Raw genomic sequence first — 17,705 nt, 5'->3', positions numbered from 1 at the left:
TTTCATCATGAAAAGGACATATAAAAATCTATTAACAATTGCATTAGGGGGCTTGTTGAGCTTATCCCTGGCATTCAATGCTGATGCACAACGTGGCGGCGGTTCTCGTGGCGGCGGTGGTGGTGGCGGCGGCGGTTCAAGACCGTCAGGTGGCGGTGGTGGCGGAGGCGGTAGTTTTTCCCGTCCTTCTGGTGGTAGTTTTTCCCGCCCGTCAACTTCATTTAATGGCAGTACACGTACTGCTATAGCAGCCCCTCAGCGAAGCTATGGCACCGACTCGCGCAGCAGCGTGGGCGCTCCTCAACAACGCAGCTATGGTGGCGGTCGTGGTTACGCGGTAAGGCCGAATGGCACATCTGTAGCACCACAACGCAGTTATGGCAGCACCGGCCGTACCGTATATAATGGCAGCCGCAGTTATACTACTGTAGACAGGCGCGCTTACAATGGTGGTCGCGGTAGTTATTACAGAGGCGGTTCATACGCATACGGTGGTCGCAGGGTTTATCCTGGCACTTACCATTATGGTGGCCGTGGCGGTTACTTTGGCAATCACTATTACTATCCATACCGTAACTACTACAATTCATTCTATTATCCACGTTTAGGTTTTAGCATTGGTTTCTTGCCATATGGCTACTATCCATTTTGGTGGGGAGATTATCAATACTATTACAGTGATGGTTTATACTATCGTCAATACAATGACCAGTACACCGTTGTTGAGCCTCCAATAGGGGCCGAGATTAAAACCCTGCCTTCAGGTGCTGAATCTATCATGATCAATGGTGAGCAGTATTACGAGCTAAATGGTGTTTACTACCAGCCATATACCAAAGATGACGGCTCAACTGTTTATGTTATTGCAGGTAAAGATGGCCAATTAACTACCGATCAGGGCAACGGCGATGGCAGCAATGTTGATCAGGGCCCGCAAATTGGTGACATTGTAACTCAATTGCCGCAGGATTGCAGAAAGATCAAGATCAATGGCGAAAAGCTGTTTGTATCTCCGGATGGTTATTATTACCAGGAAACTCAGGATGGCGACAATAAAGCTTACAAAATTGTAGGCACTCCATCTGATGACCCTGAAGATAATAACAGTGACCAAAACCCTAACCAACAGTAATTAATAAAAATTCAATATATATGTAAAGGCTGCTTCCTTAATGGAGGCGGCCTTTTTTGTTAACGTAGGCTCTCAAGTAGGCAGTTTAAATTAATGCAAACATTTTTTAACTGCTAAGGGTATTATATTAAATAAAACTTAAAACCCACCAATATGCAAAATCATGATCACCGGGCCATTATCCAAAAGTTGTTGGATTGCGCCTTCGCTTGTGAACACTGTGCTACTGCATGCCTGCACGAAGAGGATGTTAAAATGATGGCCAACTGCATCAGCCTTGATCGCGACTGCGCCGATATCTGTACCCAGGCCGCCCGCTTACTTCAAAGGGATTCTGTTATTGCTCACCAATACCTGGTGTTATGCGAGGAGATTTGCCGCCTTTGCGCCGCCGCGTGCGGCAAGCATAACCACGATCACTGCCAGGAATGCGCCAAAGCATGCCTCGCCTGCGCCGAAGCCTGTCATGCGCACCATGAGCCAATTACGCAGGACTGAGGAATTACATTTGGTTCCTTTTCGTTACCGCACAGTCAATACAACTATTTAAGAAATAAGAAGCGAAGGGCCGTGCTATTACGGTAGCCGTCAACTTAAGGAATAAAAAAAGCGAGGGAACGTGCGATTCCCCTCTTGAGAGGCTACTGTGTGTACACATCTTTTAAATTCTATCAATAATTGAAAAAAATGTCATTTCGAACGAACCTGGTGGGAGAATTCGCGCGCAGGGGTGAGGAGAAATCTTCTACGCCCTGCTTTTATAAGTATGATTGTAGAGCCTGATGTAGAAGATTTCTCTTTCGCCCCACTTCTTAGCCCGCCCCTGCTCAATCGAAATGACATTTTCTTTTATTTAAAAGATGTGTACACACTGTAGCTTGAGAGGGGCGGAGGGGTGTGTTTCTGCTTTGATAAGTCTACCGCAGAACACATCCCGGCTACCGCTCATTCCTCCGCGCCCCATCTCAAGAGGGGATGTTGAAACTCCTGCTCAAGCATAAATACTATTTTACTAATTTTTTTAGGATTTAGCGTTTTCTTTTCTGAATTTTACTTTTATGAACAACCTTCCTCCATTAGCCGAACGTATGCGCCCCAAATCGCTTGATGATTATGTTGGGCAAAAACACCTTGTTGGGCCGGGGGCTGTTTTACGGAAAGCTATCGAATCGGGCTCATTACCGTCGATGATATTCTGGGGGCCGCCGGGAGTAGGTAAAACCACTTTGGCTTATATTATTTCACAGTCATTATTTCGTCCGTTTTTTGCTTTAAGTGCCATCAACTCGGGCGTAAAAGACGTAAGAGAAGTGATTGAAAAAGCATCCCTGTTAAAACAACAAGGCGAAATATTGCCGATATTATTTATCGATGAGATCCACCGGTTTTCCAAATCGCAGCAGGATTCATTATTAGGCGCTGTAGAGCGGGGCATTGTTACACTGATAGGTGCCACTACTGAGAACCCATCTTTTGAGGTGATCTCGGCTTTGCTGTCGCGATGCCAGGTATATATTTTACAATCCCTTTCTGAAACAGATCTGATCGATTTGCTCAACAAAGCCATGAAAGAAGACGTGGCTTTGAAAGAAAAAAGCGTCACCATCAAAGATCATGAGGCTTTATTGCGCCTTTCGGGAGGGGATGCCCGCAAACTGCTCAATATTTTCGAGCTGCTGGTAAACGCTTTTGATACGCCTGAAATAATACTGACCGATGAGGTTGTACTGGAGCACGTACAACAAAATATGGCGCTGTATGATAAAACCGGTGAGCAGCACTATGATATCATTTCGGCCTTTATAAAATCCATGCGGGGCTCTGATCCTAACGGTGCCGTTTATTGGCTGGCCCGTATGATAGTAGGCGGCGAAGACCCGCTTTTCATAGCCCGGCGCATGCTGATCCTGGCATCCGAAGATATTGGCAACGCTAATCCCAACGCGTTACTGCTTGCACAAAGCTGCTTTGAGGCCGTAAATAAAATAGGCATGCCCGAATCGCAGCTTATTTTATCGCAAACGGCTATCTACCTGGCAACATCGGCTAAAAGTAATTCGGCCACTACGGCTATTGGTGCAGCCATAGCACTGGTGCGTCAAACCGGCGATTTGCCCGTGCCCCTGCACTTACGTAACGCCCCAACCAAATTCATGAAAAACATAGGTTATGGTAAGGACTATAAATATGCCCATAGCTACGAAGGCAATTTTACCGATCTTGATTTTCTGCCGGATGCTATCCGCGGTACAAAGATTTACGATCCAGGTAACAATGCGCGCGAAAACGAATCAAAAGAAAAGTTAAGAAAACTTTGGGGCGACAGGTATAAATACTAACTTAAGCTTTGATTTATAGAGCCTGTTAGTTAATATCATATAACGATTTGACCAATATTAATTAATTTATAGCTTTAGGATTTGTGCACTATGCCTGTAGTTTTTATATAAAACAATTATAGCTTTGTGCTTTCATATAAAACCTATACCTTAACCTTTAACTGTCTATACTTATGATCACTACCTTTCTCGGGCACGAGCTTAAAGCTTTCTGGCGGTCAAAAAATACAGGTAAAAGTATTGCTATCCGCGTGGTAATGGCCTTACTTATCCTTTATCTTTTTGGATGTATTTTGCTTGCCGGTTTGTTTTTGAATGAAATTCTGGGCCAGGTTTTTCCGCATGATGATATAGTGGTTTCTTTTTGCGGTATCATCCTGCTTTATTTTTTGTTTGACCTGATGATGCGCATGCAATTGCAGGAACTGCCTACGTTAAGGGTGCAACCATATCTTCATTTACCCATAAAAAGGAATACGGTAGTCGGCTATCTGGCTTTTACGGCCATGCTCTCGGTTTTTAACCTGTGGCCCATTATACTTTTTGCACCCTTTGTTTTAAAAGTGATTCTTACCGATTCAGGCGCTTTGCCTGCGTTGGCTTTTATATTGGCTATTATCGGTTTCATGCTTTTCAATAACTACCTCTCGCTGTTTATTAAACGCAAGGCCAATCTTAACGGCTGGGTTTTTCTGGTGTTCGCAGCAGCCCTCATCCTCATTATCACCGGCGATTTCAGGTTTCACCTGTATTCGGTACGCAATATTTCTTATTTGTACTTTGGTCATTTGCTCAATAAACCGGCGTTGGTATTACTGCCTGTTGTGCTTGCTGCAATTATGTATTACATCAATTTTGCCTACTTAAAACAAAACCTGTACCTCGAAGAGTTAAGCTCCCGCAAGGCATCGGCTTATAAAAGCAGTACGGAGTTTCCGCTGTTAAACAGGTTTGGTAAAGTTGGTGACCTCGTCGCTAACGAGTTGAAACTGATCTTCCGTAATAAGCGGCCCCGGTCTGCATTAGTTATGGGCTTGTTCTTTATGTTTTACGGGCTCATATTTTATACCAATAAGCAGTTTGGGCAAAACATGTACATTTTTGTTGGGATGTTCATGACCGGTATTTTTATTATCAGTTATGGGCAGTTCATGTATAGCTGGCAGGGTGCTCATTTTGATGGCCTGCTGGTAAGCAAGATCAATTTCCGCGATTTTTTAAAGGCAAAATACCTGCTGTTTACCATGGTATCAACCGTGGCTTTTATATTGACTACTCCCTATGCCTATTTTGGCTGGCACATTGTTTTGGTGCATTTTGTAATGTACCTGTGGAACATCGGCGTCAACACAACCATTGTGCTGTTTTTTGCTAACCGCAATGCCAAACGGATAGATCTGTCAAAAGGTGCATCATTTAACTGGGAAGGGGTAGGGGCAACGCAAATGCTTATTTCGTTTCCCTTGATGATCACGCCGTATATCATTTACCTCCCTTTCTCCCTGTTTAAACATGCCGACATAGGCCTGGCCATGCTGGCCGGTACCGGGATCATATTCATTTTAACCAGCGATTTTTGGGTGAAAAAACTGGAGGAGGATTTTATGCAAAAACGTTATACCGTTGCCGAAGGCTTCAGAAATAAATAATCATGATTGAAGTAAGAAATCTTAAAAAAATTTATAACGGGATTACCGTTGTGGATGTACCTGCCCTGCAAATTAACAAAGGCGAAAGCGTTGGTCTTGTAGGTAATAACGGTGCAGGCAAAACCACGCTGTTCCGGATGGTGCTCGACCTCATTCGCGCCGAAAGCGGCGAGATCTTATCCAACGATGAACTTGTAGCCGGTCATGAAAAATGGAAGGACTATACCGCGGCCTATCTCGACGAAGGTTTCCTGATAGATTACCTTACGCCTGAAGAGTATTTTTATTTTATAGGAGGGCTGCATAGTCATAACCGCGCGTATGTTGACGAGGTGTTGGTTGGCCTAACCGATTTTTTTAATGGCGAGATCCTGAAGAAAGGAAAGTACGTCCGCGACCTGTCAAAAGGTAACCAATGCAAAGTTGGTGTAGCGGCCTGTCTGTTACAGGAGCCTCAGCTTCTAATGCTGGACGAACCTTTCGCCAATATCGACCCAAGTACCCAGTTCAGGCTTAAAAACCTGTTGAAGGACCTCAATAAAAACAAAGGAGTAACCACCATAGTATCCAGCCATGACCTTAACCACATCACCGATGTGTGCGACCGGATCCTGCTGATGGAAAAAGGTGTGATCATTAAAGATATTGCAACCAGCTCGTCAACGTTAAACGAGTTGGAAGCGTATTTTGGCGTTGAGGTCGCCCCCCCCGCCCCCTAAAGGGGGTGCCCATATGCAAACGGCCTTTTCAGAGACTTTCAAACAAAAACGCTTTGCCAAGGGCAAAGCGTTTTTGTTTGAAAGGGAATAGAAACTCTGCAAATCAAAAGCACCCCCTTTAGGGGGCGGGGGGGGCCTGGATTAGATCATCCGTCAGCTTTTCAAACTCGCTGATAAACTCGGTATAATGATCTCCTGTTCCGGGGCCGTTGAAACCTGTATGGATCTTTTGTACGTCGCCGTTTTTATCAATAATGATGGTGGTAGGGAAGCCAACCACTTTTGATAACATGGGCAGGCTTTGGGCGGTTTGCTTTTTATCGCTGGTATAGCCGGTCACCAACAGCGAATAAGGTACTTTAAACCTGTCTTTTACCTGCTGCAGCGCTTTCTTTGATTTTTCAAAATCGGTGGTACGCTCATAAGCCAGGCCAATTACCTCAACACCTTTATTGTGATATTTTTTATAGTAGTTAACCATATAGGCTGTTTCGTCCATACAGTTGGGGCACCATGAACCCAATATCTGCACAATTACCACTTTGTTCCTGAACCGGGCATCATCAAGCGAAACGGTTTTGCTATCAAGGTCCTTAAAGCTGAAAGCTATTTTTTTATACCCCGGTTTTAATGAAGTGAGCGAATATGCATCGGGCAGTTGGGCGTTTTCGTCCTTTACAGCAGTCCAGGGTTGAACTGCCGAATAGCCGGCATAAAATTTACCATCGGTAATGGTTTTATCATCGCCTATAGTAGCAGTAAAGGTATAGGCATGGCCTCCGTCAAAAGTTGACAGGTATAGTTTATTGCCATTCACCGTTCCTTCTAAAAAACGATAGTCGCCGGTGGTAGTTAGGAATGTACCGGTAAGTTTATTCCCATCCTGTTTAAATTCGCCGACGGTGGTATCGCGGCCCTCGCCCTCACCAAACACTGCCGACCAGCGGCCGCCGATATTAAATGCCGGTTTTTCAGTATTTTTAAAAAAGCGCCATGAAGTGTTAGGCTGGGCGCTGAACGGAACAAGAAGATCATTATCCGCCAGGTGCCTTACCCAGTTGCCGTTAAGACTATCTCCGTTAAGTTTCAGTTTAAATTCTGAATTGAACAGCGGCATATGGATAAATACCGAATCGCCTTTGGTGGCAACGTCTGTTACCTTAAAATGCTCAGCACCGTTAATGATAGCTAATTGTTGTTTGCCGCCTGTATTGTTAACCTCGAAATTAAAAGGGATTTCGGTACCTGATTTGGTTTTGAGCGCAGCGCGCCATACACCGGTTTTGAGTTTTGTTTGAGCAAAGCCGGTTTGCAGAAATAATAATCCGCAAACACCGGCCGCGATATTTTTGAAAGTCATACTTAAATATATAGTCTACTTAATCTATATACTTTCAAAGGTATAAAAACAGCGCTGTTATTTCAACAATCCGCGCGAAATGACAATTCTTTGAATTTCAGACGTTCCCTCATAAATCTGAGTTATTTTGGCGTCCCGCATCAGGCGCTCAACGTGATATTCCTTCACATAACCATACCCCCCGTGAATCTGCACCGCTTCGGTGGTGGTGCGCATAGCTACTTCAGATGCGTATAGTTTAGCCATTGATGATGCCTGGGCGTAGGGTTTTCCATGATCTTTAAACCAGGCTGCTTTAAGGCACATTAAACGGGCTGCCTCAATTTCGGTAGCCATATCGGCCAGCTTAAATTGGATAGTCTGGTGGTCGGCAAGTGATTTGCCAAAAGTTTTGCGCTCCTTAGCATATTGCACTGCCAGTTCGTAAGCACCTGAAGCAATGCCTAAAGCTTGTGAAGCAATACCTATACGGCCACCATCCAACACGTTCATGGCAAACTTAAATCCAAAGCCGTCGTCGCCAATGCGGTTCTCTTTAGGCACTTTAACGTCGGCAAACATCAGCGAGTGGGTGTCCGAGCCTCGTATGCCCATTTTGTTTTCTTTAGGGCCAACGGTAAAGCCGGGCATTCCTTTTTCAACAATAAAGGCATTAATACCATGGTGCTTTTTTTCCGCATTGGTTTGGGCAATTACAATGTAGGTAGATGCGCTGCCTCCACTGGTGATCCAGTTTTTGGTGCCATTAAGCAGGTAATGATCACCCATATCAATGGCTGTGGTGCTTTGCGATGTAGCATCAGAGCCGGCCTCGGGTTCCGAAAGACAGAAAGCGCCAATGCATTCGCCTTTAGCCAGCGGCATCAAATATTTCTGCTTCTGTTCTTCGCTGCCATACTTCTCCAATCCGTAGCATACCAGCGAATTATTCACGGAAACAATTACCGAGGTTGATGCATCAACTTTTGAAAGCTCCTCCATTACCAGCACATATGATATGGCATCCATACCGGCACCGCCATATTGAGGGGATACCATCATGCCCAGGAAACCCAGCTCACCAAGTTTCTTAACCTGCGCAGCGGGGAATTTTTGCAGTTCGTCGCGTTCAATAACACCAGGTTTTAATTCTGTTTGCGCAAAATCACGCGCAGCCTGGCGAATCATTTTTTGTTCTTCGGTCAGTTCAAAATACATGGGTATAATTAAAAGCATAAATATATAAAAATTACTATGCATGCATAGTAATTTTTATAAACAAAAAAAGAGAGCTTTTTTTGAAGCTCCCTTTCCCCTAATTAATTTAAACTATTGATTAAACCCAAAACAAAGAACAAAAAATCTCAACTTGGGCGTCTGAGAATTCAATTTAATTTTTCACAGGTAGATGTTACTAAATCTTTTATTTTTTCACAGATGATACAGGGCGAATATCTATATACAAATCCTTTGCCATAATTATAAAATTGTGGCATTAATATTTCATGTTTAAACGTTAGTCGCTCATTTTTATAAAAGAATAATATCTGCATATAAAATGTAATGATGTTATTTTATATTTAGCTTACGTAAAAAATACAAAGTGTCATATTAGCCGATCCAGTCATGCTTTTAACTGATTTTGAATATCTTAACAACACTGATAGCGCATTTAAACGCAAAGTTGCCTTGCAGATTAAAACTTTACGCAAGCAAAATCAGGTTACCCAGGAGAAGTTTTTTAACGAAACGCACATAAATATTGCCCGGCTCGAATCCGGTATTATTGATATCAGGTTGGAAACACTTCGTAAAATTTGTTATTATTTTAACGTTTCCTTAGCAGGTTTTTTCCAGGAGATATAATAAATTATCATATTTTAAAAAATACGCTGTCCTAAATTCTATTTTACCATACAGTTGTTGTATTTTAATTCATACACACACCTAAAAAATGAACAGAAAAACCCAGTCCTTATCTATAATTGCCGCCGCGCTTGGTACTTTGCTTAGCGCCTGCAGCCAAAACGACAAAACAAAAGCTTACGAAGCCGGCGACCCCGTGATCCATAATATGGACACCACTGTAAAACCTGGCGATGACTTCTTTAAATATGCTAACGGCACCTGGCTGCGCAAAAATCCTATTCCGGCGGCGTACGCCTCATGGGGCATCGGCAATGTTGTGCAGGAAGAACTGCGCGACAAGATGAAGAAGATCAACGAGGACGCGCTTAAAGCCAGTGCTGCCAAAGGCAGCAACACTCAAAAAATAGGCGATTTTTATTTCAGCGGGATGGATACCGTTAACATAGAAAAGCAGGGCCTGTCACCGCTGAAGGATGAACTGGATAAAATTGACCGGGTAACAGATATCAAAAACCTGGTTGAGGAGTTTGCCCATTTGCAAAGAATCGGCGTTACACAACCTATCGGCGCTTATGTGGGGCAGGATGCCAAAAACAGTGCAAAAATGGCTTTGGGTTTATACCAGTCGGGCATTGGTATGCCAAACCGCGATTATTATTTTAATAAAGATGAGCATAGCGTAGCCATCCGTACCGACTATCAAAATAAATATCTGCCTGCGATGTTTAAACTGGCGGGTTTATCTGCCGATAAAGCAATTACCGCCGCAAAGAAAACTTATTCGTTGGAAACCTTCCTGGCCGATAGCAGCCGCAAGCTGGAAGATCTGCGAGATCCTTATCATAATTATAACAAAATGACGCTTGCTGCCCTGAGCAGGCTGGCCCCGGATATCGACTGGAAATCCACTTTTGAAAAGATGGATTACAAAAATGCCGATACCGTAATTGTAGGGCAGCCCGAGTATTACAGGGCACTTAATAAAGCACTAAAAACTTTTACTATAGACGATTGGAAAAATTACCTGCGCAACAACCTGATTACCACCTTTGGGCCATATCTGAGCAAACCATTTGATCAGGAGGTGTTTCGGTTTTATGACAAGGTGATCTATGGCAGCACAGCCCAGCTTCCGCGCTGGAAAAGGGTGCTGGATACAGAAAACGGTTTGATGGGCGAGGTATTAGGGCAAATCTTCGTAAAAGAATATTTTCCCGAAAAAACAAAAGAGCGCTATGTAAAACTGGTTGAAGAAATGCGTACCAGCTTTAAAGAGCATATTGAAAAGCTGGATTGGATGAGCCCTGAAACCAAGGAGAAAGCTTACTATAAATTATCAAAAGTTGTCCCTAAAGTTGGTTACCCTGATAAATGGAAGGATTTTTCAACCTTAGAGATCAACCGCGGCCCATATGCCCTTAATGTTTTGCGGGCAAACGAGTGGTGGCATAATTTCAGTGCAGCAAAGTTGGGCAAACCTGTCGACCGTACAGAGTGGGACATTACACCGCAAACCTATAACGCTTACTACAACCCATCCAACAACGAAATTGTATTGCCTGCCGGCATTTTTACCATTCCGGGCTACAAGGATGAGAATATTGACGATGCCATTATTTACGGCTATGCAGCTGCCTCGACCATTGGCCACGAAATGACCCACGGTTTTGATGACCAGGGCCGCCAGTTTGACGCTGCCGGAAACCTGAAGGCCTGGTGGAAACCGCAGGACTCAGTAAAATTTAGTCAGCGTGCCAAAATGCTTATCGACCAGTTTAATGGTTACAGCATTTACGGTTTGCATGTAAACGGCAAAGCCACCCAGGGCGAAAACATCGCCGACCTTGGCGGCATTGTAATAGGTCTTGATGCGTTCAAAAAAACACAGCAATATAAAGAGGGTAAACTCATTAACGGATTAACACCGTTACAGCGCTACTTTTTAGGATACTCATTAGGCTGGCTGACGCAGGATAGGAAGGAATCGCTTTCAAGCCAGATCCTCACCAATGAGCACGCTCCGGGTTTTATGAGGGTTAACGGCCCATTTACCGATGTGCCTGAGTTTTATGAGGCTTTCCATATTAAAAAAGGCGATAAAATGTGGATAGACCCGGATAAAAGGGTGAAGATTTGGTAAACGTAATGATGTGCCATGCCCCTTTATGGCCAAAATTTTATTATGTTATAAGCAGGCACGAAGCAATTCCAAACCTACAGGGCGGCTGTAAATCGGGGATTGCCTCGTGTCTTATAATGACATGGCGGCAGGTTGCCCATGTCAAATGTAATTATACATCATTACTCTTTTTTAAAGGGTATCCTGGTGCCCTGCCAGCAATGACGTTCTAACACAGCTTCTACAATATAAACTTCGTGCTCAGGAAATTGGAGTTATTGTCATTCACAATTTCGTTGATGATGTTTTTATTGGTTTCGGTCATTTTGGTAGTTACCAACGAACGGATTGAGAACGATCTTAAAGCATCATGTACCGAAAGAGTTCCCTCGGCACTGTCCTTGCGCCCGGTGAACGGAAAAACATCCGGGCCGCGCTGGCACTGACTGTTGATGTTTACGCGGCTCACTAAATTCACAAAGGGATCGATAAGTGACGAAATTTCTTTGGCATTATTACTGAAAATACTCACCTGCATACCATGCGGTGAATCTATCTGGTAAGTGATCGGCTCCTCAATATCCTCAAAAGGAATTACCGGGATCACCGGGCCAAATTGCTCTTCGCGGTACAGTTTCATATTTTCATTAACCGGGTAAACTATGGCCGGGAAAAAGAACGAAGCCGATGTTTCACCTCCGTTGTCGTTAATCACTTTTGCGCCGTTGTCTAAGGCGTCATTTACAATATCGGTAAGGTAAGCCGGTTTATGAGGTTCGGGGAGCGGGGTAAGTTTTACGTCTTTTTCCCAGGGCAGGCCGAACTTAAGTTTGGCAACGGCCTCACTTAACAGTTTTAAAAACTCATCGGCAACGGCTTTATGTACAAATATCACTTTAATAGCAGTACAACGCTGGCCGTTAAATGATAGCGAACCTAAAATACACTCGCTTACGGCCTGCTGCAGGTCTGCGTGTTTTGTTACGATGGCAGCGTTCTTGGCATCCAGGCTTAAAACAGCCCTTAAACGATTAATTTTAGGGTGACGCTTTTTCAAATCATTTGCTACTTTGCTTGATCCAATGAAAGCCAGCACATTCACCTTGCCCGATGACATCAGCCCGGGTGTTACCACGGCGCCCCTGCCATAAATGGTGTTCACTACGCCTTTAGGGAATGATTCCTGGAACGCTTTTAGCAATGGGTAATGCAGCAGTGTACCGTGTTTAGGCGGTTTAAATAAAATGGTGTTCCCCATGATCAGCGCGGGGATCAGCGTAGTGAATGTTTCGTTTAGCGGGTAATTAAATGGCCCCATGCAAAGCACTACACCCAGGGGCGAACGGCGGACCTGGGCCACCAACCCTTCGGCCATTTCAAAGCGTGACGACTGGCGGTCGATATCTTTTAATGCGTCGATGGTGGCATTGATGTATTCAATAGTACGGTCAAATTCTTTAGCCGAATCGGCGTATGATTTGCCTATTTCCCACATCAGCAGTTTTACCACCAGCGTACGCTGTTCGCTCATTTTGTAAATAAAGTGCTCCATGCATTTAATACGGTCGGCAATGCTCATGGTGGGCCATTCGCCGCGGCCATTGTCATAGGCTTCAAGGGCGGCATCCAGGGCTTCAAAAGCTTCTTTTTCGGTGCAAACCGGGTAGGTGCCAATCAGCTTACGGGTAAAAGTACCGTCCTCTGCCCAAAAACCGATAGGCGAGTAAACTTCACTTACTTCACCGGTCCATGATTTCATTTCGCCACCGCTCAGGTATTCGCGCTGGTGTACTTCTTCAATCTGAAATTCGGGGGGGATATTATTTTCATCAATAAAAATTGAACTGAGCTGGGTTTTAAAACTCATATTTTTTCAAGGGTTTGATTTCCCTAAGATAAAAAAAGCCTGCTGTAACAAGCAAGCTTTATGTGTTATAATGTTTACTGATTTTTAATAGCCGAAGGCATTGTTGATAATCCGCTCCACCTCCGCGAAAGAATTATACTTTTGAAGCGCCTTTGATTCCCCGATTTCCTGCTTCTTATCAAAATCCTGGTTTAGGGAAATTAACGCCGCCCGCGGCAAGCTCCTTAAGCATTTGTTCCTGTAGGTTTATCTTGGCATTAAGGAAATCGGCGGGATCAACCCAAACATTAATAGTAAACCTTACGCAATCGTTATCCAGGCTGATAACACCCACCCGCGCGGCCGGGTCTTGAAGGATATCTTTATTGGCATTTACTACGCCGGTCATGATGGCCTTCGCCTTTTCTATATCATTGTTGTAGCCTACCCGCAATTCAAAATCAAGACGGCGGCGGCCTTCGCGGGTTATGTTTACAATAACCTCGTTAAATAGCTTTCCGTTAGGGATAATAACGGTTTTGTTATCGGCCGTAATAAGCACAGTATAAAACATCTGTATAGATACCACTCTGCCATCCTGGCCTTGCGCTACAATGCTGTCATCTATCTCAAAAGGTTTTAATAACAGGATCAGCACACCACCTGCAAAATTTTGAAATGTGCCCGACAGAGCCAAACCGGCAGCTACTGAAAATGCGCCGATAATGGTTGTGAAAATGCTCATTTCCAACCCGATGATGTTCATTACCCAAATAATGAGTAAAACATACAGTGCTGTAATGGTTAGGCTCAGGAAAAATGGTTGTAATGATGAGTGGATGCCGCGCTTCATCATACGCATGCGAAGCCTTGCACGTAAAAACTTAATAAACCATAAACCAATAAAAAATATGATTAGTCCACCTAAATAATTAGGGCCGCGGTTAATAAGCCAATGGTGGAACTCAGTGTAAAATTCGTCCAGTTTCATAACTGGGCGCAAAGTTAATAATTATCTATTAACTGTATAAAGATACGAAGAGCTCGGGGCCCTTGAACAGCATCCACTCAACCAGGGTGCTTTGTATTTGTTTTGTTTTTTGAGATAGAAGTTTCATGACCTGCAATATTCAAATCCTGTGCCTGATTAATGCTGTATCAGATTTGTTATGCAAATTTAGGTTTTAAATAAGGTATAGAAGATGAAAATTAATCAAATGATTAATAAATGACTGTTGCTTTACCTTAGGATGACTATAACAGCTTGTTATAAAGCACAAACCCCTGTCTGGAAAAACAGACAGGGGTTTGAATAGTATATTTTATTGAACACCCCCTTTAGGGGGCCGGGGGCATTACATCATACCGCCCATGCCGCCACCCATTGGTGGAGCGCCTGCTTTTTCATCTTCAGGATCATCAGCCAATACAACTTCTGTTGTTAACAACATAGCTGCAATTGAAGCTGCGTTTTCTAAAGCTACACGACCTACTTTAGTTGGGTCGATAACACCTGCAGCAATCAGGTTTTCATATTTATCGGTACGTGCATTGTAACCAAAGTCGGCAGTGCCTTCTTTAACTTTTTGCACAACGATTGAACCTTCGATACCTGCGTTTTCGCAGATCTGACGTAAAGGCTCTTCGATAGCGCGACGGATGATCTGGATACCAGTGTTTTCGTCTTCGTTATCACCTTTAAGGTCAGCTAAAGCAGCAACCGCGCGGATGAAAGCAACACCACCACCGGCTACGATACCTTCTTCAACAGCGGCACGTGTAGCGTGTAGCGCGTCGTCAACACGATCTTTTTTCTCTTTCATTTCAACTTCGGTAGCAGCACCTACGTAAAGTACAGCAACACCGCCAGATAATTTGGCTAAGCGCTCTTGTAATTTTTCGCGGTCATAATCAGAAGTTGTTGATTCGATCTGAGATTTGATCTGGCTTACGCGGCCTTTGATCTCTTCGGCAGAACCAGAACCATTGATGATAGTAGTATTATCTTTGTCGATAACGATTTTTTCAGCAGTACCTAAGTAGCTAAGGTCAGCGTTCTCTAATTTATAACCTCTTTCTTCAGAGATTAAAGTACCACCGGTAAGGATTGCGATATCCTCTAACATGGCTTTACGACGGTCACCAAAGCCTGGAGCTTTAACAGCAGCAACTTTCAATGAGCCACGGATTTTGTTAACTACCAAAGTAGCTAAAGCTTCGCCGTCAAGATCCTCGGCAATGATCAATAATGGTTTGCCGGTTTGTACTTGTTTTTCAAGGATAGGAAGCAATTCTTTCATTGAAGAGATCTTCTTGTCGTAGATCAGGATGAAAGGGTTTTCTAATTCTGCTTCCATTTTATCAGCATTGGTTACGAAGTATGGAGAAAGGTAACCACGGTCAAACTGCATACCTTCTACAGTTTTAACTTCAGTTTCGGTACCTTTTGCTTCTTCAACAGTGATCACACCGTCTTTACCAACTTTTTCCATTGCTTCAGCAATTAACGAACCGATAACCTCATCGTTATTTGCAGAGATAGAAGCAACTTGTTTGATTTTGTTGTTGTCTTCACCAACGGTTTGTGACTGTGATTTCAGGTTTTCAACAACCGCAGCAACAGCTTTGTCGATACCGCGTTTCAAATCCATCGGGTTTGCACCGGCAGCTACGTTTTTAATACCTGCTGTTACAATAGCCTGGGCTAAAACGGTAGCAGTAGTAGTACCATCACCTGCAATATCGGCAGTTTTTGAAGCTACTTCTTTAACCATTTGTGCGCCCATGTTTTCAAGGGCATCTTTTAATTCAATTTCTTTAGCTACAGTAACACCGTCTTTAGTGATGGCCGGTGAGCCAAATTTTTTGTCGATAATTACGTTACGGCCTTTAGGGCCTAAGGTTACTTTTACTGCGTTAGCAAGGATATCAACACCGCGTTTTAAGGCGTCGCGTGCTTCAACATTGTATTTAACTTGTTTTGCCATGATTTTTAATTATTGAATTATTGAATTAGCGAATGAGTGATTGATTTCGCATCCAATAATCTATTTTTTTGATTTTTTTGGTTTTGAACCGGTGGGTTTGAACAGGAATAGATCACTAATTCAATAACTCACTAATTCACTAATTGATTAAAGAACCGCGTAAATGTCAGTTTCACGCATGATTAAGTACTCTTTACCTTCGTAGGTAATTTCAGTACCGGCATATTTGCCATATAAAACCTCGTCACCAACTTTTACGGTTAAAGGCTCATCAACTTTTCCCTGTCCTACAGCAACGATAGTTCCACGCTGAGGTTTTTCTTTAGCAGTATCCGGAATAATGATACCTGAAGCAGTCTTCTCTTCGGCTGGTGCGGCTTGTACCACAACCCTGTCACCGATCGGTTTAATGTTTAATGACATAGTTATAACTGTTTATTTTTATTTAAGTTTTCAGCACATCAACGCACATCAATTATGCCAACCAATTTGAATGGTAAGTATTGACAGGCTAAACTGTTTTAATGTCAGCAAAAGGTTATTTTGATTTGGCGGCTTAACAATTTTTTAACCCGATGATGTCAGGATGTCAGTATGACTTAAGGATGACGATCCCGATTTTCAGGGTGTTTCTTTATTTTCGAATTGCTGTTGTTTTTCAGCCGCAAAGCTTGTTGCATTTGATCTAATGAAAGCTTAGGGTTTTTAGAGTTGGCTTGCCTGGCCAGTTCGTTCATTTCTGAAAATGATATGTTGTAATTCATCTTTCTTGTACCCAATACTCAAAAATGCTATTTCTTAATTGATAAAAAGTGAAAGATAAGGGACTATTTAAAGCAATGCAAGTGTTCAACGGCAATGAAAAGATTTTGATCTTTGGCAGTTTTCTTAAGCAGTTTTCCTTATAGCCGAAAGCTTCTTCAATTCATCCTTTGCCTTCGCAAACCACACCTTATTGCTTTTACGTTCAACAGGGCTTAGGTGTGCCTGCTCATTTAGCATATCAGTGAAAATTTGCCAGGCATCCTCATCGCGGCCGGCACGGGTAAGGAACAGGCCATATTCGTAACGGGGCTCAAAGTAGGAATAGCGGCCTTTCATTAATTTAAATTCATTTTCGGCCTGCTCTGCCTGGTAAGTAAATTCAAGCGATTTGGCGTATAAGATATGGGCTTTTGAACGGGCAAATTGCGGTAGTTTATACAGCTTTTTAGCAATGGGGACCACCTCGTTATACATCCCTTTTTCAAAATAAGCCACAATGAGCTGTGCCATTACGTGCTCATTTTCGGCAAAGGCGCCGGTAAGGCTGTTTTTATATATTTCGAGGGCTTTATCGGTAAGGCCGGCTTCAAGGCAGGCATCTGCCAGTTTCACGCGGTTGGCAAAGGTGTCTGTAAACCTTACTTCCTCTTCAAGGCGTTTGATCTTGGCCCCAGGGTTTATGACTGCTTCAACATTAATTTTGGGTGCACGGATGCCGCGGTTGGAGAGTATTTCGCTATAAATATAATACAGGCAACCAAATACGGGTATCACTATCAGGATCCAGAGCCATTTTTGCTGGGTGCCCCGTCGCAGGCTATGTATTATACAAAAAGCCTCTAATATCAATATAAGATAATAATAATTGCCACCGCCGAAGTACATGCCTGTTTATGATATAAGATTTGGTAATATCCAAAAATAAAGAAAATGCAGTTTTA

General features: G+C 43.3%; 15 protein-coding genes. 7 read left to right on the top strand and 8 right to left on the bottom strand.

Annotated elements, in window-relative coordinates; genetic code table 11:
• The first annotated feature begins 7 nt into the window (after positions 1-7).
• The 5 genes from SNE26_RS19900 (at position 8) to SNE26_RS19880 (ending at position 5,839) form a co-directional block, all read left to right on the top strand.
• Positions 8-1,132: a DUF6515 family protein gene (locus SNE26_RS19900; RefSeq protein ID WP_321555648.1), complete on the top strand. Its 1,125-nt coding sequence runs from the start codon at positions 8-10 to the stop codon at positions 1,130-1,132.
• A 153-nt stretch (positions 1,133-1,285) separates the two neighbouring features.
• Positions 1,286-1,630, top strand: a complete 345-nt coding sequence (locus SNE26_RS19895; RefSeq protein WP_321555647.1) for a four-helix bundle copper-binding protein — start codon at positions 1,286-1,288, stop codon at positions 1,628-1,630.
• Between the two features lie 560 nt (positions 1,631-2,190).
• Positions 2,191-3,471 (top strand): replication-associated recombination protein A, encoded by a 1,281-nt coding sequence (locus tag SNE26_RS19890; protein ID WP_321555646.1) that lies wholly within the window; start codon positions 2,191-2,193, stop codon positions 3,469-3,471.
• Positions 3,472-3,644: 173 nt separating this feature from the next.
• Positions 3,645-5,120, top strand: a complete 1,476-nt coding sequence (locus tag SNE26_RS19885) for a DUF5687 family protein (protein WP_321555645.1) — start codon at positions 3,645-3,647, stop codon at positions 5,118-5,120.
• Between the two features lie 2 nt (positions 5,121-5,122).
• On the top strand, positions 5,123-5,839 hold the full coding sequence (locus tag SNE26_RS19880) for an ABC transporter ATP-binding protein (RefSeq protein ID WP_321555644.1): 717 nt from the start codon (positions 5,123-5,125) through the stop codon (positions 5,837-5,839).
• A 118-nt stretch (positions 5,840-5,957) separates the two neighbouring features.
• Here SNE26_RS19880 and SNE26_RS19875 read toward each other — a convergent pair whose 3' ends face one another.
• A complete protein-coding gene (locus SNE26_RS19875; RefSeq protein WP_321555643.1) occupies positions 5,958-7,199 on the bottom strand; it encodes a TlpA disulfide reductase family protein in 1,242 nt (413 codons plus the stop codon).
• 57 nt (positions 7,200-7,256) lie between these two features.
• Positions 7,257-8,396 carry an acyl-CoA dehydrogenase gene (locus tag SNE26_RS19870; RefSeq protein WP_321560046.1) on the bottom strand — a complete coding sequence of 380 codons (1,140 nt, stop codon included), beginning with the start codon at positions 8,394-8,396 and terminating at the stop codon, positions 7,257-7,259.
• Between the two features lie 408 nt (positions 8,397-8,804).
• On the opposite strand from SNE26_RS19870, the gene SNE26_RS19865 reads away from it, so the two are divergent.
• Both SNE26_RS19865 and SNE26_RS19860 read left to right on the top strand, forming a co-directional pair.
• The gene (locus tag SNE26_RS19865) at positions 8,805-9,044 is read left to right on the top strand and encodes a helix-turn-helix transcriptional regulator (protein WP_321555642.1); all 240 of its coding nucleotides are present in this window, start codon (positions 8,805-8,807) and stop codon (positions 9,042-9,044) included.
• A gap of 88 nt (positions 9,045-9,132) precedes the next feature.
• Complete coding sequence (locus SNE26_RS19860; RefSeq protein WP_321555641.1) at positions 9,133-11,187, top strand: M13 family metallopeptidase; 2,055 nt, start codon at positions 9,133-9,135, stop codon at positions 11,185-11,187.
• A 220-nt stretch (positions 11,188-11,407) separates the two neighbouring features.
• Here SNE26_RS19860 and SNE26_RS19855 read toward each other — a convergent pair whose 3' ends face one another.
• From SNE26_RS19855 to SNE26_RS19830, 6 genes are all read right to left on the bottom strand, one after another.
• Positions 11,408-13,033, bottom strand: coding sequence for an NADP-dependent glyceraldehyde-3-phosphate dehydrogenase (locus tag SNE26_RS19855; protein WP_321555640.1), 1,626 nt, complete (start codon positions 13,031-13,033; stop codon positions 11,408-11,410).
• 178 nt (positions 13,034-13,211) lie between these two features.
• A complete protein-coding gene (locus SNE26_RS19850; protein ID WP_321555639.1) occupies positions 13,212-14,003 on the bottom strand; it encodes a mechanosensitive ion channel domain-containing protein in 792 nt (263 codons plus the stop codon).
• 364 nt (positions 14,004-14,367) lie between these two features.
• Positions 14,368-16,002 carry a chaperonin GroEL gene (gene groL, locus SNE26_RS19845; RefSeq protein ID WP_373695604.1) on the bottom strand — a complete coding sequence of 545 codons (1,635 nt, stop codon included), beginning with the start codon at positions 16,000-16,002 and terminating at the stop codon, positions 14,368-14,370.
• A 144-nt stretch (positions 16,003-16,146) separates the two neighbouring features.
• On the bottom strand, positions 16,147-16,422 hold the full coding sequence (gene groES / locus SNE26_RS19840; RefSeq protein ID WP_321555637.1) for a co-chaperone GroES: 276 nt from the start codon (positions 16,420-16,422) through the stop codon (positions 16,147-16,149).
• Between the two features lie 176 nt (positions 16,423-16,598).
• A complete protein-coding gene (locus SNE26_RS19835) occupies positions 16,599-16,736 on the bottom strand; it encodes a hypothetical protein (protein ID WP_321555636.1) in 138 nt (45 codons plus the stop codon).
• A 151-nt stretch (positions 16,737-16,887) separates the two neighbouring features.
• Entirely contained in the window at positions 16,888-17,649 is a 762-nt protein-coding gene (locus SNE26_RS19830; RefSeq protein WP_321555635.1) for a hypothetical protein, read from the bottom strand.
• Between the last annotated feature and the right edge of the window lie 56 nt (positions 17,650-17,705).

It is taken from the genome of Mucilaginibacter sp. cycad4, from assembly GCF_034263275.1.
Taxonomy (GTDB): domain Bacteria; phylum Bacteroidota; class Bacteroidia; order Sphingobacteriales; family Sphingobacteriaceae; genus Mucilaginibacter.
The sequence above is the reverse complement of the archived record's forward strand: the minus strand, read 5'-3'. Positions and strand labels throughout refer to the sequence as shown.